This window comes from Coleofasciculus sp. FACHB-542, from assembly GCF_014695825.1.
Lineage (GTDB): Bacteria > Cyanobacteriota > Cyanobacteriia > Cyanobacteriales > FACHB-T130 > FACHB-T130.
In genome coordinates, this window is record NZ_JACJPB010000053.1 from 42,394 (window position 1) to 63,365 (window position 20,972).

Annotated in this window: 16 protein-coding genes; 9 read left to right on the forward strand and 7 right to left on the reverse strand. The window is 47.3% G+C overall.

The genetic code is table 11. The features are described from left to right. Positions 1-77 precede the first annotated feature (77 nt). From H6F52_RS22205 to H6F52_RS22220, 4 genes are all read right to left on the reverse strand, one after another. Entirely contained in the window at positions 78-1,847 is a 1,770-nt protein-coding gene (locus H6F52_RS22205) for a pentapeptide repeat-containing protein (RefSeq protein WP_190432378.1), read from the reverse strand. A 111-nt stretch (positions 1,848-1,958) separates the two neighbouring features. Continuing rightward, positions 1,959-3,434 (reverse strand): hypothetical protein, encoded by a 1,476-nt coding sequence (locus tag H6F52_RS22210; RefSeq protein ID WP_242034034.1) that lies wholly within the window; start codon positions 3,432-3,434, stop codon positions 1,959-1,961. 108 nt (positions 3,435-3,542) lie between these two features. Beyond that, entirely contained in the window at positions 3,543-4,325 is a 783-nt protein-coding gene (locus H6F52_RS22215) for a TIGR03943 family protein (protein WP_190411676.1), read from the reverse strand. 94 nt (positions 4,326-4,419) lie between these two features. Next, the gene (locus tag H6F52_RS22220) at positions 4,420-5,433 is read right to left on the reverse strand and encodes a permease (RefSeq protein ID WP_190411675.1); all 1,014 of its coding nucleotides are present in this window, start codon (positions 5,431-5,433) and stop codon (positions 4,420-4,422) included. Positions 5,434-5,715: 282 nt separating this feature from the next. Between H6F52_RS22220 and H6F52_RS22225 the strand changes: the two genes are divergently transcribed. The 3 genes from H6F52_RS22225 (at position 5,716) to H6F52_RS22235 (ending at position 10,232) form a co-directional block, all read left to right on the forward strand. Next, positions 5,716-6,807, forward strand: coding sequence for a diguanylate cyclase (locus tag H6F52_RS22225; RefSeq protein ID WP_190432387.1), 1,092 nt, complete (start codon positions 5,716-5,718; stop codon positions 6,805-6,807). Positions 6,808-7,066: 259 nt separating this feature from the next. Next, positions 7,067-8,608: an ATP-binding protein gene (locus H6F52_RS22230; protein WP_190432389.1), complete on the forward strand. Its 1,542-nt coding sequence runs from the start codon at positions 7,067-7,069 to the stop codon at positions 8,606-8,608. Between the two features lie 130 nt (positions 8,609-8,738). Beyond that, positions 8,739-10,232, forward strand: a complete 1,494-nt coding sequence (locus tag H6F52_RS22235) for an ATP-binding protein (RefSeq protein WP_190432391.1) — start codon at positions 8,739-8,741, stop codon at positions 10,230-10,232. Between the two features lie 49 nt (positions 10,233-10,281). On the opposite strand, the gene H6F52_RS22240 is transcribed toward H6F52_RS22235, so the two are convergent. Beyond that, a complete protein-coding gene (locus tag H6F52_RS22240) occupies positions 10,282-10,896 on the reverse strand; it encodes a L,D-transpeptidase family protein (protein WP_190536781.1) in 615 nt (204 codons plus the stop codon). A gap of 301 nt (positions 10,897-11,197) precedes the next feature. Here H6F52_RS22240 and H6F52_RS22245 point away from each other — a divergent pair, with 301 nt between their 5' ends. Beyond that, positions 11,198-11,776, forward strand: coding sequence for a hypothetical protein (locus H6F52_RS22245; RefSeq protein ID WP_190536782.1), 579 nt, complete (start codon positions 11,198-11,200; stop codon positions 11,774-11,776). 154 nt (positions 11,777-11,930) lie between these two features. Here the strand turns inward: H6F52_RS22245 and rimM are convergent, their stop codons facing one another. Together rimM and H6F52_RS22255 are read right to left on the reverse strand one after the other, a co-directional pair. Then, positions 11,931-12,578, reverse strand: coding sequence for a ribosome maturation factor RimM (gene rimM, locus H6F52_RS22250; RefSeq protein WP_190536783.1), 648 nt, complete (start codon positions 12,576-12,578; stop codon positions 11,931-11,933). A 266-nt stretch (positions 12,579-12,844) separates the two neighbouring features. Next, positions 12,845-14,122, reverse strand: a complete 1,278-nt coding sequence (locus tag H6F52_RS22255) for a valine--pyruvate transaminase (RefSeq protein WP_190536784.1) — start codon at positions 14,120-14,122, stop codon at positions 12,845-12,847. Between the two features lie 468 nt (positions 14,123-14,590). Between H6F52_RS22255 and glgP the strand changes: the two genes are divergently transcribed. From glgP to H6F52_RS22280, 5 genes are all read left to right on the forward strand, one after another. Continuing rightward, a complete protein-coding gene (gene glgP, locus H6F52_RS22260; protein WP_190536785.1) occupies positions 14,591-16,786 on the forward strand; it encodes an alpha-glucan family phosphorylase in 2,196 nt (731 codons plus the stop codon). A gap of 130 nt (positions 16,787-16,916) precedes the next feature. Continuing rightward, the gene (locus H6F52_RS22265) at positions 16,917-17,753 is read left to right on the forward strand and encodes a Tab2/Atab2 family RNA-binding protein (RefSeq protein WP_190536786.1); all 837 of its coding nucleotides are present in this window, start codon (positions 16,917-16,919) and stop codon (positions 17,751-17,753) included. Positions 17,754-18,042: 289 nt separating this feature from the next. Beyond that, positions 18,043-18,498 (forward strand): pentapeptide repeat-containing protein, encoded by a 456-nt coding sequence (locus H6F52_RS22270; RefSeq protein ID WP_190432405.1) that lies wholly within the window; start codon positions 18,043-18,045, stop codon positions 18,496-18,498. 680 nt (positions 18,499-19,178) lie between these two features. Further along, positions 19,179-20,204 (forward strand): GDP-mannose 4,6-dehydratase, encoded by a 1,026-nt coding sequence (locus H6F52_RS22275; protein ID WP_190536787.1) that lies wholly within the window; start codon positions 19,179-19,181, stop codon positions 20,202-20,204. 72 nt (positions 20,205-20,276) lie between these two features. Continuing rightward, positions 20,277-20,762 carry a WbuC family cupin fold metalloprotein gene (locus H6F52_RS22280; protein ID WP_190430345.1) on the forward strand — a complete coding sequence of 162 codons (486 nt, stop codon included), beginning with the start codon at positions 20,277-20,279 and terminating at the stop codon, positions 20,760-20,762. Positions 20,763-20,972: the final 210 nt, after the last annotated feature.

Genomic DNA, 20,972 nt, shown 5'->3' on the forward strand with positions numbered 1-20,972 from the left:
TTACCAGCGCCTACCTTGAGCGTACCAGGTTGAACGCGGGTGGGAAAGCTAGAGCTGTCTCATCTACATAGACAACTCTATTTTTGCGGAAGGTGGGGCCAAATGAGCGCGATCGCTAACCGGAGTGACTCCCCCACCATTGAAAAACGCACCGTTTCATCCGCCGTCTTCTCCCACTGCAACAACTGCTTTTGGAACGTCTGGTCTTGCTTTGCTCGCTTCACCAGCGCCTGACTAATCATTGTCTTTTGGATTTCTTCGGTCGAGATCCCCTCGTTCTTCAGGAAATTCAACAACCGCTGCACGCTTTCGACCAACTGCTCTGGCGCTTGGGAGAGGATAATCAGTTGGATCTGTTTCACCACCTCTTGATAAATCCGCAGCCGATAATCGGGTGGAGGCGACGGTAGTAACGGTGGCGGTGGCGGTGGCGGTACCTTCAGCGTTACAGGTGGATTTTCTGGGCGAACCTTGATTTCCAGCAGATCCAAGATCGCTTGTCGCTTAGACTCTACCAACTGAAGCATCTCCGGGTAGATCTGCAAAACTCGTTGAGACAGAGTTTTCGCATTCACAAAATGACTCGACGCCAGTTTTAGCAGATACTGCTCCTCCTGGGGTTGGTAAGACTTAATACTGAGTTGCAAGTCAGGAGAATCGAGTTGCACCTGAGCCAAAGTAAACACCAGCGCTTCCCAATTCGGAGCTTCTTTCAAAAAAACTTCTATGGTAGTGGCACCCTCCGCACCCTCCGCGTCCCCGGTGCTATCGTCCTTGCCAAATTCCCCCGGCTCAAAATCCCGACCGATTGGAAAGCGCTCAGTCGGTTTTTTAGTCGCGTAATTAAACCGGGTAAAAACATAACGGCACTCCACCTTAGAAAGATCGACATCCTCAAGATGCCAGTTGCTGATGCAACAGCCGGTCAGTTGCGCTTGGTCGAGATTGGTGCGAATCAGATGACTTTCTAGAAGATAGGCGTCGCCCAAATTTGCCTCGGACATCGTGCAGTCGCCCAGGTATGCCCCGCTCAAATCAGCTTTCCGCAGATCCGCCCCGCGTAAATTTGCCTCGCTCAAGTCGGCACGTAACAAATACACATCCTGCAAGATCGCTCGCAGTAAATAAGCTTTTCGCAAACTGGCTTTGAGTAAATACGCTCCCGTTAAATTTACCCGACTCAAGTCAGCACTATTAAGAATCGCCTCGCTCAAATCGGCACCGATGAGAATTGACCGATGCAAGTCTGCCTCAGTCAAATTTGCCGCCCGCAAGTAGGCGGAACTGAGGTCGGCTTCCGTCAAGTTGGTGCCGACTAAAATTGCATCTCGTAAATTCGCAGCTTCTAGATGCGCTTCCCGAAGATTTGCACTGCTGAGGTTTGCGCCAACCAAGCTAGCGCGACGGAGATTTGCCTCCATCAACTCGGCTTCGATTAACTGAGTGCCGTTGAGTTTGGCATTTTCGAGATTGATTTGATCCAGCTTCGCCCTACGCAAGTCAGCACCGCTCAAGTCGGCTTCTTGAAGCACCGCCCAGTTGAGGTCGGCGTCTTGGAGAGTGGCTAAACGCAAGTCCACTTTCACCATCCGAGCGCGACTCAAAATTGCCTGGTTAAGATTGGCACCTGTGAGGTTGACACTCCGCATATCGGCTTGGCGCAGACAAGCACCAATCAGCTTGGATTGGTTCAGAGAAGCCCAACTGAGGTTGGCACCGCTCAAGTTCGCTCCGGTTAAGTTTATATCGCGGAGATTGACCCCGCCGAGGCTGGCTCCACTGAGGTCTACATAGGAAAAATCGCGTTCTCCTTGTCGGTACCGATCGAGGAAGTTATGTATTTGCACACCCTTGAAGGATAAAAATTATTAAATTTTAAAAATAAAAAATTTAAAAGGCAAAATTTTTAGGGATTTCCTTCTTTATTTTGCCTTTTAAATGAGTAAAACTTGGCTCTTTTATGGTACCCAGCGCGGATGAAATCCAGCGAAAGGCAGCGCCTCTGGTTGGAGCTGGGCTTGGGGTTGTGCAGCTTCTGGCTGGCTCAGGGGAAGCAGCCAAAGGCGACTGGTCGCGATCGCTTGTCCTTCACTGGTTCTCAAACTGTCTGCCGCGGTTGCCGTCTCGTTGGTCACAACTTGGTCAAACAGCAGCGCTAACCCATCCGGTGCCAGACTCATCTGAATATCCCGCTGGATGGGCAGGAGCAACAGCGGCTCGATCGCCTTTGCATCCAGAATTCCTTTCTCTGTCTGGAGGTCAATTTCCGCAATGTAAGGCTGTTCTTGGTACTCTTCGCCTGGCAGTAACTGAGTCAGCAGGCAGTAGAGCGTTTCCTTATAGGGAGCAAACTGACAGTTGAGTATTGAGCCATTTGTTCGCAGCAGTTCTTTCTGTGCGCCTTGGTTGGTGACTAAAAAGAGCGATCGCGTGTAATCTGTATTAAATTTCACCATCGCTGCTGCCGAGCCATCTCTGGCAAAATCCAGCGCCATCCCAAACTTGGGCAGAAAATCTAGCGGTTTGGCTCCTGGTGTCAGCGGCAGAATCGCGATGCCCTCTCCCTGAGCGCTTGCCACCGAGGCACTATCCGGCGCAATCAAAAAATCCCCGCCCGGTTGGTTATTCAGCGGTTGCGGCTGTGCATTCGGTCGGACTACCCACAAGCCAAATTCGGCTGGATTTTGGCTGTTCACCCGCTGAACAACAATCGTTTGCCCATCCGCCGCTAAGTCAAATTTGAGATTCTGGTAATTTTTATTATCTAAAACCAGATTCATTCTGCCTGGGGGATCGAGATCCTTTTCAGATTTTCCTTTGGTTTTGTAATGGAGTCCGGTACTGACGGTGTACAGTTGTTGCGCCAATACACCGGGTTGGTTATTCGTCACGTCGGTGGCAGAAAACAAAACCTTGTCACCATCTGGATACACCTTAAAGTCCATCACCACGAGGTCTTTAGGCGTCAGAACGGTTTTTTTGTTTTGGGTGAGGTTGTAGAGGATTAACTGTCCCTGTTCTTCTTTCTCAACGCCCAGGTAGATAAAAGCGCGATCGCGGGTGCGAAACTGACTCGTAAACGGCTGAATTGCCCTTCCTGTTTTTCCTTGAGTCCCCAAGCGCTCTCGCGCCCCCTGTAATTCCACTTTATAGTCAGTGTCATAGGATGCTGGGGAAGTGAGGGTATAAGACATCTTCCTCCCCGCCCAACTGAATTTACCCCCCAAAGGTGGAGCGATTCGCAGATTTGCTTCCACGCTGCTGTGTTCCATCGGGCGGCTAAAGGTGAGGATAAAGGAAGTATCCTCAACACCTATTTTTTCTCCCTGCCAGTTGAAATCCCGCACGCGAGGCCCGGTGACTAAAAAACAGTTCGTGCCGCAGGCATCGCCACCCCACACGACTAGCCCAATCACCACGCTTAGCACCAGCATTAGCGTTAGCGCTAGACGGTCAACAGGTTGCCCCCATTTTCGATTTTCGATTTTTGATTTTCGATTTATCACTGCCTTCGTCCTCGCCAATCTAAAATCTAAAATCGTCTAATAATCATACGGGTTCTTCGGTGCTTCTATTTTTTTGAGGGAGTTTGCCTTGATGGTGAGTTGGCGTTTGTTTTCTAGAGTTTCAGTGATCATCTCACCTTCAACTTCTAACCAAGTATCAGGGGCATAAGCTGTCCGGTTTTCAGTGAGTTTCACTGGCAGTCCCACGGGATAAGCATCTGCGGCACAGCAGGTAATCACAAATTGCGAAATTAACAGATATTGCTCAGAGAGTTTTGGTGGATGGACAACAAATCCCTTTACTTTAACTTTTTGACCCGTGTAGGTATCGGGTTCTGGATTGAAGTTGAGCGTCCGCACCCAGTCCATGAGCGATCGCTCTTCCGGTCTTGTTGAAGAGCGAAATGATTGGGGTTGCACTCGTGTCAAGGTCAAAGAATCGGTAATTCCCCGATCGAGCGCTGTGCTTGAGTTAAAGGCGCGGGGGGCAACCAATAAACCAGCGATTGCCGTCAACAGTAACAATACACTGCTCCAACCAGGAGGAAATAGGGTGATGTGCTGAAGAACTGCCACCGACCGCTTTTCCTTCCGGTTATTTAATATTTTCCCAATCAGTTGCATGGCGCTCAATGCCGCCATAATTAACAAGCAGATGGCAGTGACAACAACATATTTAAAGTAATCTTTGTGAATCAGCAGGTATAACTGACCCGTGAACCAATATTTCAGGAGCAAGGCTCCCCAAGCCGTTAGTGCTAGGACATCCAAGCCGGGAATTATAAATTTTTGAGAAATAATTTTTGGTTGATTGGTCATTGGTAAGGGTACGAATCGCTAATTTAAGACGGGTTGATTGTGAATCGTTCTAGGAATCTGTTTTCCCTGAGCCAATTGCAACTCACCACTCATCTTAGAAAAAGTACGTATACAGGAGAGTCATTATAAAAGTCAGCTGAGCTGCAAGACCAAATAGGTAAAACACAGCTCTGGGTTTGAAAATGGATAACATCAAACCGATGCCTTTGAGGTCAATCATGGGGCCAAATACCAGAAAGGCTAACAAGGAGCCGCTGGTAAATGTTGTGGCAAAGGAAAGGGCAAAAAAGGAATCGACCGTTGAACAAATGGACACGAGAGCCGCTAATCCCATCATCGCAAGGATGGAGGTGATTGGTCCCTGACCCAAGCTGAGGATCAGTTCGCGGGGAGCGAGTACCTGAATCGCCGCTGCGATCGCGCTTCCCAAAATTAACACGCCTCCCAATTCCCGCAGCTCTTGCACTGTATTATCAAGGAACATCCGCAGCTTGAAAGGCAGGGGTTTTGACGTAATCGATTGACCCATCATCCCACCGCCGGAGACGCCAACGGCGCTCATTATCGGTTGCGGTTGTCCCAGCCAAAACGTGCCGGATTTTAACAAGGTGGGAGTATCGTCTTCCCGTGCCCCTTGAGTTTGCATCTGAGGTATGGCGCAAGCGATCGCGGGTTGCAGTAACGGCTTCAGATTAGATTGAACGCTGAAAACCGAGGCAATAATTGTCGCGATCGATAAAGAAAATACCACCCGCAACACGACAATTTCTGGCTGATCTCGAAACGCTACCCAGGTTGACCAGATGACGATCGGATTAATGGTCGGTGCCGCGAGCAAAAACCCAACTGCCACAGGTGCAGGCACTCCCTGCATCAGCAACCGTCGCGCCACCGGCACGTTGCCGCACTCACACACCGGAAACAAAAAGCCCGCACAACTGCCTACAAATGCCCCCAAAATGGGGTTTTTCGGCATGGCAGAAATCAGCTTGCCCTCATCAATCCACAACAGGAGCAAACCGGAGAGCAATACCCCCAGTAGTAAGAAAGGCATTGCCTCTACCAGCAAACTCAAAAACAAGGTGAAAGCGTTGTGCAGTTGATTCATGCTTTGGATCGTGAGAAGCCTTTTTTAGCTTTATGAGGTTGCCAAGACATTTTAGCGGTTATTACTACTCATCACTAGGGCTGATGAATGTGCTAGTGGACGAACCCGATTACCAAAAGTTGCTCGCTTTCTCCCTTATCTATCGGTTGCTTTACCGTAAATTTACGGAGTTTACCGAACCTTTGTAGTTTGTAACACGGACGATTGCTAGTGAAAATGCTATCCTAAGCTTGAAGTATACTCAAGCTTCCATTGCTGCGTTTTCATGCAGCGGGGTACCCTGTGCTGAACGCATTTTTATCACTTCCTTTGTCATCCAATCGAAGCCAGCAAGACTTGTGTTTAGAGTCCACGCTGCGATCGCTATCGCTTCACGATTGTCAGATTGAATATCATCAACTTGGTTGGGAAGTAACTCAGACTCTTAAAGCCAATCCGCTACTCCCAGGCGTCATCTTGATGAAGCAGGGTCAATTCGCTGGGATGATTTCGCGGCGGCGATTTTTGGAATACATGAGCCGTCCCTACGGATTGGAACTCTTTTCCAAACGTCCCATTGAATGTTTATATCGTTCTGCCGAAACGGAAACTTTGATTCTGAACGGCGATACGTTAATTGTGGCGGCGGCGCGTCACTCTTTGCAACGAGCGGCTGAGTTACTTTATGAACCGATTGTGGTGGAGGTCGCGCCGCAAGTTTATCGATTATTAGATGTACATGAATTACTGATTGCTCAGTCGCAAATTCACGAATTAGCAACTGAACTGCTCACTCAACTTTATACTCATCTGGAAGCAGCAAACCAACAATTGCTGCGCCTTGCCACTTCTGATGGTTTGACTGGGGTTGCTAACCGACACCGTTTTGATAGCTATCTCGATTCCTGTTGGCACCAGATGCAGGCGAGTAATTCAGCATTATCGCTGATCTTGTGCGATGTTGATTTCTTCAAAAAGTACAACGATACCTACGGTCATCAAGCGGGTGATGACACTTTGCGACAGGTAGCGGGTGCCATCCAGCAAGCAGTGCAGCGACCGGAAGATTTAGTGGCACGCTATGGGGGCGAAGAATTTGCCGTGATTTTGCCGCACACATCGCTAGAGGGTGCCCTTCAGGTCGCAGAACACATCAGACTGACCGTGAAAGCCTTGAAGATAGCCCATGCTTGCTCAGAAAGCGATTACATCACCTTAAGTTTAGGTGTTGCTACGATCTTTCCTAGCTCAACGTTTATGCCTGCAATGCTGATTGCAGCAGCGGACAAAAAGCTTTATCAGGCAAAACAGACAGGACGAGATAAGGCTGAAGGCCATCTGCTTTGCGTACCGCGCGATCGCTCATCCGTTTTTGAGCCATCTGCAACTTCTTGAATACAAATTATTCCGCTTTAGATAAATATATAGAGTTGTTTTAGTTTAGTAAAAAGTGTAAATTATTGTATTTTTATAACAATTAAAAAACCTCTTGAGTCGTCATTTTTTAACCAAAAGTTAATCAAATCTTTAAATCATATTTAAAGTTAAACTAAGGTTTTAGCTGTAAAATTTATAACTTAAATCAGTAGAATGTGGGGATAAAGTAAATTTTGCATCTCCCTATACAGCGAATAAGAACTGATTGAGGTAATTTATGATGGCTTGGCAAGAATCTCCGCCGGAATTATCAGTTCTTCCTCTGTCCCAGATAAAGAACCTCAATTTAGAGTCAACCCTTCAAGAGCTTCCGCTATACGATTTTCAGATAGAAGCCTCTGGTCTGGGGCAGGAAGTTAACAAAGAATTTGAAGGAAATGCGCTGCTACCAGGAGTCATTTTAACGATAGAAAGTCAGTTTGCGGGAATGATTTCGCGGCGACGATTTTTAGAACAAATGAGCCGTCCTTATGGACTAGAATTATTTTTAAAACGACCCTTACAATCTTTATATCAATTCGCCAGTACCCATGTTTTGAAACTTTCTGGCGATACGTTAATTGTAGCGGCGGCAAAGCAGTCTTTGCAACGACCTCCTGAGCTACTCTATGAACCGATTGTGGTAGAGTTAGCGCCAGGAATTTACCGATTACTAGATGTACATCAATTATTGGTGGCGCAGTCAAAAATTCATGAACTCACAACCGAGTTACTCAACGAGCAAACCAAAGCTCAGATGCTGCAAACCGAAAAAATGGCGAGTTTGGGACGGACGGTTGCTGAGGTTGCCCATGAGATTAGAAACCCCATTAACTGCATTAATGGGAATTTTGGTTTTGTAGAAACTTATTACAAAAATTTAATCGGTTTATTGGCAGCTTATGAAAAAGCTGAAACTTTGAATACAATCGAAGAATTGAAAGAGGAAATTGAATATGATTTTCTTCTAGAAGATTTGCCTAAGTTGATAGGAAGTATGAAGCTGAGTGCGGAACGATTAACAAAAATCGTTGGCAGTCTGCGAAACTTTTCTCATATGGATGAAACCAAGAGACAGCCTGCTGACTTACACGAATGTATTGAAAGTACCTTATTAATTTTAAATAATCCCATCAAGCAGGGGATTCAATTAATTAAAAAATATGGCGATTTACCACTGGTGAATTGCTACTCAGGTCAACTGAGTCAGGTATTTATGAATATCATTAGTAATGCGATTGATGCACTCAAAGATCGAGTCACTGACGGGTCGGATTGGCAACCCCAGATAGAGATTACGACGGAAGTTTTAGAAATCCAAGATTCTGAATGGGTTGTAATCCGGATTGCGGATAATGGGCCGGGAATTCCACCAGAAATTCAGGATCGGATTTTTGAGACGTTCTTTACTACAAAGCCGGTGGGCAAGGGAACGGGATTGGGATTGGCAATTAGTTATCAAATTGTTACTGAGAAACACGGGGGTCATTTATCGGTGCGATCGCGTAGTGTATGTCCAGAGGATTGCTCGCCTTTGGCGTATCCTCCTCCTAGCACCGCCTCCCATAATGGTTCCGTAGTTGAAGCGTTGTCGGTGCCCGTAGCTTCTGCCGTAGGAATAGGAATCGCAGATTCCTATCCCCGGCAAGACAGAATCTATAGTGCGGCTAGCGGATGCGAGGCACCAGCAGCGGCACAGTTGCTAGCTAATTCCAGGGAGATAGAAGATTCACAACCAAGGATGGGCACAGAATTCGAGATCCGATTGCCACTCGGTTAAGGCGCTTGTTCACAATTTTTCTGGAAAATAGTAGCAGAAATTAACCTCAAGGGCAGGTGGAAAACTGCTGAAAATGGTAGTCTATGGTCATAGCTGATTCCAGCTTCACTGCTGCATTTGTGGGCGTTGTGTGTCGGTACCAAACGGATTTATATCACTTCCGTCCTTGTCCCAAGGGAGCGATCGCGACCTCTCTATAGAGTCAACTCTTGGGGAATTGCCGCTGTACAACTTTCTGGTAAAACCCATCTGTCTGGGTGTGGATATTGCCCGGATTTTTGAGAAGCATCCTCTACTGCCAGGAGCCATCTTAGTCGAACAGGGTCAGTTTGCCGGGATGATTTCGCGGCGGCGGCTTTTGGAGTACCTGATCCGTCCTCATCGACTAGAGCTGTTTTTGCACAAACCGCTGCACATCCTCTACAAGTACGCCCACTCTGAGGTTTTAATCCTTCCCGATAGTACGCCGATTTTGACAGCAACCCAGCAGGCGCTGCGGCGATCGCCTGAATTTTTGGCAGAACCTGTCGTAGTGCAAGTGGGAGAATCTGATTATCGGCTGTTAGATGTTCAGGATTTGAATGTTGTTTCTTGGCAAATCCGGGGAATCGAAGCTCAGGTGCGATATGAACGCACCCAAGCTCAGATGATTCAAAGTGAGAAAATGGCAAGCTTAGGGCGCTTAGTGGACGGAGTTGCTCACGAAATTTTAGACCCGGTTGGCTTTATTTGGGGGAACTTAACGTATGTCTCAACTTACACTGAAAACTTGATAGAATTGCTGTCTACTTATGAGACATATTTGCCGCAGATTCCTGAAGAAATTGCGGCTCTGAAAGAAGACATAGAATTTGATTTTGTACAACAAGACTTACCTCGCTCAATTTCCAGCATCCGAGCCGGAGCAGAACGATTGAAAAAGCTCGTGATGAGTCTGCAAAACTTCTGCCATATTGATGATGTTTATCCCAAGCCTGCCGATTTGCACGCTTGTTTAGATAGTATTGTTTTGCTTTTAAAAAGTCGTGTAAACAGCGAAATTGAAATTATCAGAAATTACGGTCATTTGCCGCCGGTACAATGCTACGCGGGTCAATTGAATCAGGTTTTCATGAATATCCTGACGAATGCGATTGATGCATTGATTAATCAAGCAGTCGTTCAGCAGTTTACTCAAGATTTTCAAGGAACATTGCCCCCGAATATTCAAGAGAAACCTCGGATCGAAATCACGACTGAGGTTTGTTCGCACAAGGCAAGTCAGACAGGAATTTCTGATTCGCGGTGGGTTTCCATTCGCATTGCCGATAATGGCCCTGGGATGTCTCCTGAAGTACAGCAGCAAATTCTTGAGTCTTTTTCTGTAGAGAAACGCTCTGCTAAAGAGACGAGTTTATCGGTAAGTTATCAGATTGTGACGGCGAAGCACGGTGGAAAATTAAGAATGCGATCGCGTAGTGTATGCCGTTTGGGCGACTCGCTTAGTGTATGTCCTGAGGATTACTCGCGCAGTGGATGCCCAGAGAGCGGATCTCCTCAGGGGTATGCCACTCCTAGCAATTCCAGCGGAGAACCTAAACCAGGCATTGGCACCGAATTTGAGATTTTGTTGCCTTTGGTTTAATTAAAAATTAACAAGCCGCTGTATTTTTAATTGGGCAACTTTCAGGACTCTAAGGCTCTACTTTTACAGGAGTTCCGATGTTGACCTGTGCATACAAAGCCAAAATATCCTGATTACGCATCCGGACGCAGCCGTGAGAAACTGCCTGTCCCACCAGTTTTTCCTGGGGGGTGCCATGAAACCCGATAAAATTGCGTCCGTCTGTCCAAAAAGCGATCCACCTGGCTCCTAAAGGATTATCTGCGCCTGGAGGGACGACCTTTCCATTCCAAGGATGCTGCCAAGCTGGATTGCGTAGCATTTGCGTCACCTTAAACGTGCCTGTAGGCGTCTCCCAACCCTTTTTACCGACCGCGATCGGATAACTTGCTTTCACCTGATTGTCTCGGTAGACATAGACGCGGCGATCGCTTAATTTAATCACTAAATGAGTATCAGGCGTGGTACTCGCTGGGGAGAGTTCCTCCAAAGGCAGATAGAGAGAGGGTGCCCCCAGAGGAGGCAATTGTGGTTCCGAAGGCAATTCGATCGTTGCCTCTCTGGTAGTTGCCAAAGCTTGTGTTGGAACTGAGGCAGCCGTCTGCTGCCGAACGCCCAGCAATAGAACCGCTGTACTGAAGCACAGCAGCTTGAAGCTTCCAGATGGTAATTTACCTCCCAGCATTCCTGTCCTCTCTTTTCCCTGGTCAACGACTCTTATCGAATTATTATCTGAGATCAAAACTGTAAATCACACTGAGCTGACTGACTTGTTTAAAATTGGATTTTCCTAGTCTTGTCAAGTCTCACAAAGTCAGATTTTATTCCCAGCTCTACTCCTAAGGGCTTATATAGTCCGGTAGATTGAATCTTCAGTAGAGCTAGATAGGATTTGGGCAATAATCCAGGCATTTTCATCCGTTGCTAAGTACAACTGTTGCCGATAGTCAAGTTTATTACCCAAATATTTTAAAAGTGAGGGTGTAATGCGTTTACAAAAAACCAAAGTATTGACAGGTACGATGCTAACACTGTTACTCTCGGCAGTATCGGTGTTTCCAGCGATCGCTCGCCCAGTATCTGAAGGTGAATCAAGGCAGCTCATTAGCCAAACAAACACCGACACACCTACTGCCAATCCAACCAACACCAACACAACTACTCCTAACTCAACCGATACGAATCAAGTAGTTAGAGGCACCGTCAGCAGCATTAGAGGCAATGTAGTCACGCTAAGACTGCCAGACGGTACAACCAGAAGTATGATGCTCTCACCAGAGGATCTAACTCGGTTGAACCTCATGCCAGGAATGGAGATTAGCGCCACATTGGATGACCAGAATATGGCTAGCAATGTGAGTATGGTTGAAGCAGCCGATGCGACAGATACTACTCGCCTCAACAGAACCCGTCGAGTGGAAGAGACAACGATTCAGCGAAGAACGGTGCAGACAACACCGTCTCCTGGTCCGACAACAACCACTGGAGAGACCACAAGCACTCCAGATACAGCTCAAACCGAACCGCAGACGACTGAGGCAGCGCCAGTGCCAGCGCTTTGGTAATGACTTCACCAGCATTCTTGAGCAATTAACAAAGAATCGTTAATGTAGCCATGCCGTCCTTTTGGGGACGGCATGGTTATTTTAGGAAATAATTTTCCGAGATAGATTCCGAGATAGATGCTTGGTTGCGATCGCGCTAGGATTCTGAACAAATTCAAACGTCCTGATTCATTTCTAGCAATCCAGGCGGTGGCGTAATTTCAATTCGTCGATTCTCCAGGTCTACCACAGGCGCGATCGCTTTCACAAAAGGAATCAAAATGGTAGACAGCTTCGGTGGCTTGGGTCTAAGAACTTTCCGTTTTTTACTGGTTCGATTGACTTCCCCTTTCTGGGGTGTTTCCGGCTCATCCTCTGGCGCTACAGCTACAGGTTGCTGGTGCAACTGTACTTCTAGTAAATCGTTGCCAGCCGGAAATACATTCACCACCACGCCCAAGTTTTCTCCCGATTCTTGAAGAAAAACTTCCATCCCAATTAAGTCTAGAACGTGGTATTCATCTTCTTCCAAGATCGGCCGATCGGAAGCTTTCACCATTAACTTGGTTCCCGCTAGCGCCTCCGCTCGATCCCGATTTTCTACCTCAGCAAGCTGTACAACGTATAGATTTTTACCATCTATATACCGCCCTTTCACCAATTTCACTGGCTGCGGTTCTGTCTCGCCCGGTCGCAACATCCAACGCTCTCCCGGTTCCTCAAAGCGTTCTGGGAATTGGGATTCTGGATACACCCGCAACTCCCCTTTCATCCCTTGAGCGGCAACAATTGTGCCAATTTCTAACCACTGGTCATTGGTCATCAGCTTTCTGTATTCCGTATTCCGTATTCTTTTTCATGCCCTACCGTGTACGCACAAATCTTCTTGTACTTGCCAGTCCGGTTTTGATCCCCCTAACTCCCCGATAAATTGGGGGAGCAATCAACGTTTTGCCACTTAATCAAAGATATGTGTACACAGTAGTGAATGCTTTGATAACTGGAAGGGGCGGCGACACAGAGACTTCTAAAAGTCCGCGCTTTTCTGACTTAGTTTGCATAGCCGCGAATTCTGTCCGGCAGGGCTTTCTAACATTTAACAACTGAATATACTTGCTCTACCACCTTCGCTAAGCGCTGTATCCCGATTTCAATCTCCTGGTCTGTAGCAGTCAGGCTAATCCGAATACATTGTTGCTTGTGCGCCCATTCTTCGCGCAATCCGGGGAAGAAAGAGCTACCTGGTACGACAATGACACCGACTTGCTTTAACTGCTGGTACAGTTCCCAGTCTGTAATGGGTAAATCTTGTAACCACAGCCATGCAAAGATTGCTCCTTCGCCGCGATGCAGGAACCAAGGCAAATCTTTGGGCATTGCCTGTTCGATGCTGCTTTCCACAACATCAAACTTTTTCTGGTAGTAGGGGCGAATCACCGTGGTAGCGATTTCTGCTAGCGTTCCCGTTTCAATCGCACGGGCTGCGATCGCTTGTCCATACCGAGATGAATGAATACACATATTCGTCTGGAAACACTCCAGCGCCTGAATCCACTTTTCCTCCCCAATTGCAATCCCAATCCTTTCTCCGGGTAGCCCCGCTTTCGATAAGCTCATGCAGTGCAGGATGTTCTCTCCAAATACCGGCGTCATCTCGGTAAAATTTAACGCCGGGAACGGAGGTGCATACGCAGAATCGATCAAGACTGGGACATCATAAGGCGCAGCCAAACCGGCAATTTTTTTCACCTCGTCATCCGTGAGGACGTTGCCGGTTGGGTTACAAGGACGCGAGAATAACACGCAACCCGTATCTTCTGTAATCTTCAGTTTGCTGAAGTCCGGACGATATTTGAACCTATGGGCAGCCGCATCAATGTCTAACGCGGGTTTATAGGCAAATAAGGCTTCTGGGGTTAAAGTCAGACCCCCATAACCCGTGTAATCTGGACTCAGGGGCAGGATAATTTGCTTTAATTTACCGCTTGTGGTGTACCCCCCAAAGGCATTCGCTGCAAAGAAATAAAGCGTTTGACTGCCAGGGGTAATCAGAATATTGCGATGAGTCAGATTTAGCCCGTAGCGGCGATTGAAATCCTTTTCTACCGCTTCGATTAATGGCTCATAGCCTTGAGAGTCACCATAGCGACAAACTACATTCCCGTAATTTGAGCTAGCGAGCAATTCTTCGGTGTAATCCCGCCATAACTGCTCTACTTCTGGCAAAATCACTGGATTCCCAGGACTTAAATTAATATATTCCTGTCCAATACCTGCTTGCAGAGTTTCCTTAATATCCTTCATAATTGCCCGCACCCCAGTGAGGTGGGACATACAATCGCCAAATTGAGTCAGGGCAGGATTCATAAGCTAAAGCGACTTTGAAAATTGAGAGTTTAACAACCGGGGTGCCGAGTCAGTTGAGGCTTTTTCCCCCTTAGTTAATTTAATGAATCGTTGGTACTCTAACCAATTTAACTGTAATTTTCATGACTAATTGGCACAACTACAGCCAGTCTGGGGTTGAGAAAGTCGCAAAACCGGCTGTTTAGATTAGGCACGGTTTGGGCGTTGTCTGATAAAACTTAACAAAACCATAATCTTCCTTAGATTACTTGACTAATTTTTGGGGGAAAAATGTAAAGAGTGTAAAAAAACACAGTTTATATAGGAAATCCTGTAAAGCTATAAATCGGGCTGGATAGCAGGATGTTTTTAGGCTCTTAGCGCCTCTACTTTTTTTAGCTAAAAGCCAAACAACCCGTAGAAGATAACACGCTCCCTATCCAGACGAACGTCAAGAGCAAGCCTGTCAAGTGTAGTGCAACGGAATTTATGACAACAATTGAAACGCTGCGTGCGAAGCTACCGTTTCCTCTCAAGCGATTGGCAGACCTGGCATATAACTATTGGTGGAGTTGGACGAGCGATCGCACTTCTCTATTTCAGAACATTAATCCTGATGAATGGCACCGCTGCGGACATAACGCTGTCGCCATCCTGGAATCAGCTTCTTTAGTGCGCCTCACCCAGCTCGCTCAAGACCCCGCTTATATCAAACGGGTGAATGCACTTGTCGAGCAATTTGACAAGTACATGAACGAAAAAAATGCTTGGGCGTCTCGCGTCGCGCCGCAAATTTCCCCACAGCGACCTGTCGCCTATTTTTGTGCGGAATTTGGCATCCACGAATCCCTCCCTATCTACTCCGGCGGTTTGGGAATTTTAGCCGGAGATCACCTGAAGTCCGCCTCTGATTTAGGCGTGCCGATGGTCGCGGTAGGGCTTTGTTATCGCCAAGGTTATTTCCGTCAACGGTTGAATAGTGGCGGTTGGCAGGAAGAAAACTACGTTAACAATCCCTTTGACCAGATGCCCCTGGAGTTGCTCAAAAACCAGCAAGGGGAACCCATCACCATTGAGATGGAAATCCGGCAACGGATTGTCAAAGCCCAAATTTGGCTGGCGCGAGTCGGTCGCGTCAATCTTTACCTCCTAGATACCGACCGACACGACAACGATCCAATTGACCGCTGGTTGACAGGGCACCTGTACGGCGGCAACCAAGAAACCCGCATCGCCCAGGAAGTCGTGCTGGGGATTGGCGGCGTTCGGGCGCTGGCAGCACTGGGGATCGATCCATCGGTTTGTCATCTGAACGAAGGTCACGCGGCATTCTGCACCCTAGAGATTGCGCGACAAGAAATTCAGCGTACCGGCAAGTCTTTCTATGATATAGAGGGATTGGTGCGCGATCGCTGCGTCTTCACCACCCACACTCCCGTTCCCGCAGGTCACGATGTCTTCTCCTCAGACCTGATGGATTCCTACTTTGCTCACTACTGGCCTACATTGGGTCTGTCGCGCGAGCAATTCCTCGCCTTAGGGGCACGCCGCCTGGGCGACCCTTGGGAACCCTTCGGCATGACCGTCTTAGCTTTGCGGATGTGTCGCACTGCCAACGGTGTCAGCGAACTGCACGGTCAAGTTTCCCGCAAGATGTGGAACATTCTCTATCCCGACCGTAGCGAAGAGAAAGTGCCTATTGGTCACATTACCAATGGCGTCCATGCGCGTACCTGGACAGCACCCCTGATGGGCGACCTATATTCCCAGTACCTGGGTGAAGATTGGTCAACCCGCATGGCTGACAAACAGATGTGGGCAAAGGTGGACGGAATTCCCGATGAGGAAATCTGGTGGCGGCACCAAGTTCTCAAAGAGTGCCTGATTGCTCATACCCGTTCTAAGGTGAAATTGGCAAGGATTGGTCGCGGTGAAGAGCAATTCCGCATTGATGCCGCCGACAAGCTGCTAGACCCCAACGTGCTGACGATCGGATTTGCGCGGCGCTTCAGCCCTTACAAGCGGGGTGACTTGCTGCTGCGGGAAGCCGAACGCGCCTTGAGGATATTTGGGAATTCCCAACGACCCGTGCAAATTGTCTTTGCCGGAAAAGCGCACCCCCACGACGAAGAAGGCAAGCGGATTATCCAGCGGTTGATGGAGTGGTGCAAGCACCCCGATATTCTCAACCGAGTTGCCTTAGTTGAAGATTACGACATCTACACGGGTCAACATTTGGTGCAAGGTGTTGATGTTTGGTTGAACAACCCGCGTCGTCCTCTAGAAGCCTCCGGTACGAGTGGACAAAAAGTCTGCTTCAACGGCGGCATTAATTGCAGTGTCCTCGATGGCTGGTGGTGCGAAGGCTATCAAGAAGGACAAGATGGTAAGGGAAGCAATGGCTGGGCAATCGGTGAAGATGCCCACACCAGCGACCAAGAGTTGCAAGACCGGATTGATTCGGAATCTCTCTACCACCTACTAGAAGAGGAAATCGTTCCTCTCTACTATGACCAAGATGAGAAGGGAGTTCCTCATCGCTGGATTCAAATGATGAAGGCGTCGATTAAGACAAATTCGCCGCTATTCAACACCGACCGGATGATTGCGGACTATGTGACTCAGGTGTACGCGCCGGGAACTTCAGTCGGTACTGAACCAATTCTGGCAAGCGCGCTGGCGTAGCAAATTTGTAGGGGCAAACGGCACGCCCCTACATTAGGTATGAATTGACTCGATTTTGAGCTAAAAGTAGGGTGGGCAGTGCCCACCTGCTTTTTTTTGAACCGCAAAGAAGCAAAGGAAGAGAGAACAGATGAATCGGGTTTGGCAAGCTGATTTTTATCGGCGTCCTCTCAAAGATGAAAAAGGGCAGGTGTTGTGGGAGTTGTTGCTTTGCGATGCCACACGCAGCTTTCGTTATGACGCCTTTTGTCCTCAATCTGAAGCGAATGCTAGTTGGTTGGTTTCTCAGTTACAGCAAGCAGCGGGTGGAAATCTGCCGAATCTCATCCAAGTATTTCGTCCCCAGTCGTTGAGTTTGATTCAGGCAGCGGCGCAACAACTGGGTATTCAGGTGGAAGCAACTCGACGCACTAGGGCACTGAAGGAATATTTGCAAGAAAAGGCGCAACAATACCCCCATCTCGATAACTATACTTACACTGGCGAACTCTCATCTCTGGACAAGCCGCCGCCAGTCCCATTGCCAGAAAACCTCTGGGGAGAACAATGGCGATTTGCCACGCTTCCGGCGGTTGCTGTGGTGGAAGCTTTTGCAGAACGCCCGATTCCGATTCTGGAGATGCCAGAATTTCTTTTGCCGATCAATCTGGGTTTAGCGTCTACGGTGCCCGTTCCCGGTGTGGTCATTTACGGTGGGCGGCAATCGATGCGTTTGGCGCGTTGGCTACAAGAAGCGCGTCCCGTGTCTCTTAATTACATTGCGGGTGCGCCGGATGGGTTGATATTAGAAGCGGGATTGGTTGACCGCTGGATTGTTGCCACTTTTGAGGATAAAGAAGTTACGGCAGCAGCTAAAGCTTATCAACAGCGCCAGCAGCAGAGTCGCGGATTGCACTTTTTGCTGGTGCAACCGGATGAGTCGGGGATGACGTATAGCGGCTTTTGGCTGTTACGAGGAGAGGATTGAGGTTCTTTCTCTACCAAAAGATAGATTAAAAGCAGATTGATGCGATTTGATGCGATCGCGCCTTGCACCCGGTACACTCAACCCAGATTGAAGATGCTAGAGCGGTAGAAATTCATCGCATCTTATCCCAATTAAGCACTATCGCAATCCTGCTAACGAGTGATTAAATCCTATGTTCTCTATCACAAGTTATATGTGGCATCAATCAATGTCTACCACAGAATCTTAGTGAGATAATAAAGGTGTGAGGAAGAAAACGGAACAACCTTTTTGATAAAGGGGGAGTATTATGAAACTCAAGCTATTCGCGACACTAACATTACTCGCTCCACTATTTTTAACTATGCCAGTGAAAGCGGAGAATCCGCTACACGTAAAACAGCTATTGTCAACGAGGGAATGTGTTCGGTGCGATTTATCAGGAGCCAATCTCAGCGGCGCACATTTGATTGGTGCGGACTTGAGAGAAGCCAATTTGCAAGGCGCTAACCTGACGAATGCAAACCTCGAAGGTGCTGATCTGACGAAGGCAAACTTGACAGCAGCTAATTTAACATCAGCTTTTGTAACGAATGCCAATTTTCAGCAAGCCAATCTCAACGCCGTGAATTTTACGAACGCTAAAATTTATGACGCTAATGTGTATGGGGCATCAATGGATGACCTGATTCTCACGGATGCTGAAATATTTAACACCGGAATCGGTATTGGTGGGGAAGATGCCGATATTCCTCGTTGGGACTAGATGGTGCTGATTAGCGCTTAGGATTTTACGGAGAATTGGGGAAGTCCAATAGATTTAAAACGAGCGGCTTCCCTATTTTCGCCATCAATTAAATTTATCTTCTGAGTATCTATTAATATCAGTATTTGAGTACCCAACCCTTGAGAGGTTTAACCACCTCCGGTGTCGCTCCAGGTTGTGATGTTACTCTTTGAGAGATTTAAACCCAGTTACCTTGTCTTCGCACCGCCTGGACACGATCGCTTCTATTGAGTTTAGCGATCGCTTGTGATTTAGTGCTGGAACTTTTTTGGATATTGAGATTATTAGCGTTAATCAATGAACAGACGCCTTTTGTATGCAAAGGCTCAAGCTTATATGAACAGCGCCAGCAGCAGGGTCAGGATTGCATTTTTTACTTGTGTAACCTGATTGATGGTGGGATGACTTAGAGCGGCTTTTGGCTGTTTTGAGGGGAAGATGGAAACTCCGAAGCCTTCCAAGACTAAGATTTCAAACAACTTTAAAGAGATTCTGCAATCTCTGGTTAGAGTTTTGGTTCGCCGATGGCTCATCTCATCAGTGCGATCGCAAAATCCATAAAAAACTAATTCTCTCGGGGAAAAGTAGTATGCATCACACTTTGGATAGATGTACAAACTGTATATTAGTGCAGAGTTAGTTTTTATTTAGGTGCATCAGTGAGTGATATTCTGCGCGATCATCGAGTGTTAGTAACCGGAGCTTCCGGTTTTATGGGTTCTTGGTTGACTGAGTGCTTATTAGAGCAGGGCGCGACGGTGACGACGATACTGGCTGACTGGAACCCAGACAGTCATTTTGTGCGTAGTGGAATCGTTCATCGTGTCAACAATGTTGTTGGGTCAATCGAGGATTACGATTTACTTGAAAAGGTAATTGGCGATCGCGGCATTGATACGGTGTTTCACTTAGCAGCAGTGTCGGTAGAAGGTTTGGCCTTTGAGAAACCTCGATTGGCATTTGAGATAAACATTCGTGGCACATACAACATATTGGAAGCCTGTCGCGTCCGTTCGGATTTGGTGCGGCGGGTAATCGTGGCATCAAGTGATAAAGCCTACGGTGATAGTCCCGTCTTACCCTATACAGAAGATATGCCAACGCTGGGCAGACATCCTTACGATGTCTCTAAAAGCTGCGCTGACCTAATTGCTCGAAGCTACTATCACAGCTACGGGTTGCCTGTGGCTGTAGGGCGATTTGGTAATATCTACGGCGGTGGAGATTTAAACTGGAGCCGACTGATCCCAAATACGATCCGAAGGCTACTGAGCAATGAAAGTCCTCTCATTCGTATGCCCGATAAAGGTAATTTTATGCGGGACTTTTTATATGTCAAAGATGCAGCCCATGCCTATATTGCAATGTTTGAAGGGCTAGCTCGTCCAGAAGTTCATGGAGAGGCTTTCAACTTCGCAATGGGTGGTAGTTGGACGGTGCTAGAAGTCGTGCAAAAGCTCCAGCAACTGATGAATTGCGAACACATAGAGCCGGTAATTATGAATCAAAGCCACGGGGAAATTTGGCACCAGCAGGTATCGGCAGAAAAGGCGCAAAAAATGCTTGGGTGGAGTCCCCGATATTCTTTTGATAAAGGACTAGCTGAAACAATTGAGTGGTATCTGGAGTATTTATCACCTTCAATGGTGGGCAATATTCCATCTTCAGTAGTATTAAGTGTCTAGTTGATCGGAAGTATTTTTAACCTACCTTCTGACCAGACTTCTAAGTCTGGTCAGAAACTTCCTTGGAGAAAAATGTTTAAACGTCTCGACCAAAATTTAATAGATACAGTTGCTCAACAGGCATCCAGTAGCGATCGCTTACGACAAAGTTACAACTTCCACGCTTTAGATGAAAAAGTTCAGCGATCGCTTATTTGTCTGCAACCAGGGACTTATGTGCGTCCCCATCGCCATAAACGGGAAATCGGTCACAATGGATTCGAGCTGTGCCTGATTTTGCAGGGAGCCGTAGGAATGCTTCTATTTAACGATCAAGGCGCAATTATTCACCAAGAACAGATTAGTGCCGATGGAACAACTTCTGGTATTGAATTCCTCGAAGGAACTTATCATACACTGATCGCTTTAGTACCAAATACTGTAATTTTTGAAGTTAAAGAAGGGCCTTACGATTCCACTACTGATAAAGAATTTCTTTCATGTTTCCCTCTGGAAGGAACGATAGCGGCTGAGAAACTGGTGCAAACCTGGCATAGTTACTTTGTTAGCCCAATATAATTCGCTCCATGCCACGCCTATCTTGTGATGGTTTTGGATTTAATAGGACTACAGTGCTATTTGTCCTTTATAACTCTCTGTTTTGAGCGATCGCTATTAGACCTCTTGCAAAAGTCGTCGCTGGGGTAATATGGGGTCTAAAATTAGGCGATTGCTAGCTGCCGGTCATAAGTTTTACTCATCTTACCTTTGACTGAGCCGAAGTTCATA

What these genes read in the sequence shown, in the direction of transcription:
- H6F52_RS22210 (WP_242034034.1), bottom strand. Translation starts at nt 3,434, where the DNA reads ATGCTGGTGCTAAGCGTGGTGATTGGGCTAGTCGTGTGGGGTGGCGAT.
- H6F52_RS22215 (WP_190411676.1), bottom strand. Translation starts at nt 4,325, where the DNA reads ATGACCAATCAACCAAAAATTATTTCTCAAAAATTTATAATTCCCGGC.
- H6F52_RS22220 (WP_190411675.1), bottom strand. Translation starts at nt 5,433, where the DNA reads ATGAATCAACTGCACAACGCTTTCACCTTGTTTTTGAGTTTGCTGGTA.
- H6F52_RS22230 (WP_190432389.1), top strand. Translation starts at nt 7,067, where the DNA reads ATGATGGCTTGGCAAGAATCTCCGCCGGAATTATCAGTTCTTCCTCTG.
- H6F52_RS22240 (WP_190536781.1), bottom strand. Translation starts at nt 10,896, where the DNA reads ATGCTGGGAGGTAAATTACCATCTGGAAGCTTCAAGCTGCTGTGCTTC.
- H6F52_RS22245 (WP_190536782.1), top strand. Translation starts at nt 11,198, where the DNA reads ATGCGTTTACAAAAAACCAAAGTATTGACAGGTACGATGCTAACACTG.
- rimM (WP_190536783.1), bottom strand. Translation starts at nt 12,578, where the DNA reads ATGACCAATGACCAGTGGTTAGAAATTGGCACAATTGTTGCCGCTCAA.
- H6F52_RS22255 (WP_190536784.1), bottom strand. Translation starts at nt 14,122, where the DNA reads ATGAATCCTGCCCTGACTCAATTTGGCGATTGTATGTCCCACCTCACT.
- glgP (WP_190536785.1), top strand. Translation starts at nt 14,591, where the DNA reads ATGACAACAATTGAAACGCTGCGTGCGAAGCTACCGTTTCCTCTCAAG.
- H6F52_RS22265 (WP_190536786.1), top strand. Translation starts at nt 16,917, where the DNA reads ATGAATCGGGTTTGGCAAGCTGATTTTTATCGGCGTCCTCTCAAAGAT.
- H6F52_RS22270 (WP_190432405.1), top strand. Translation starts at nt 18,043, where the DNA reads ATGAAACTCAAGCTATTCGCGACACTAACATTACTCGCTCCACTATTT.
- H6F52_RS22280 (WP_190430345.1), top strand. Translation starts at nt 20,277, where the DNA reads ATGTTTAAACGTCTCGACCAAAATTTAATAGATACAGTTGCTCAACAG.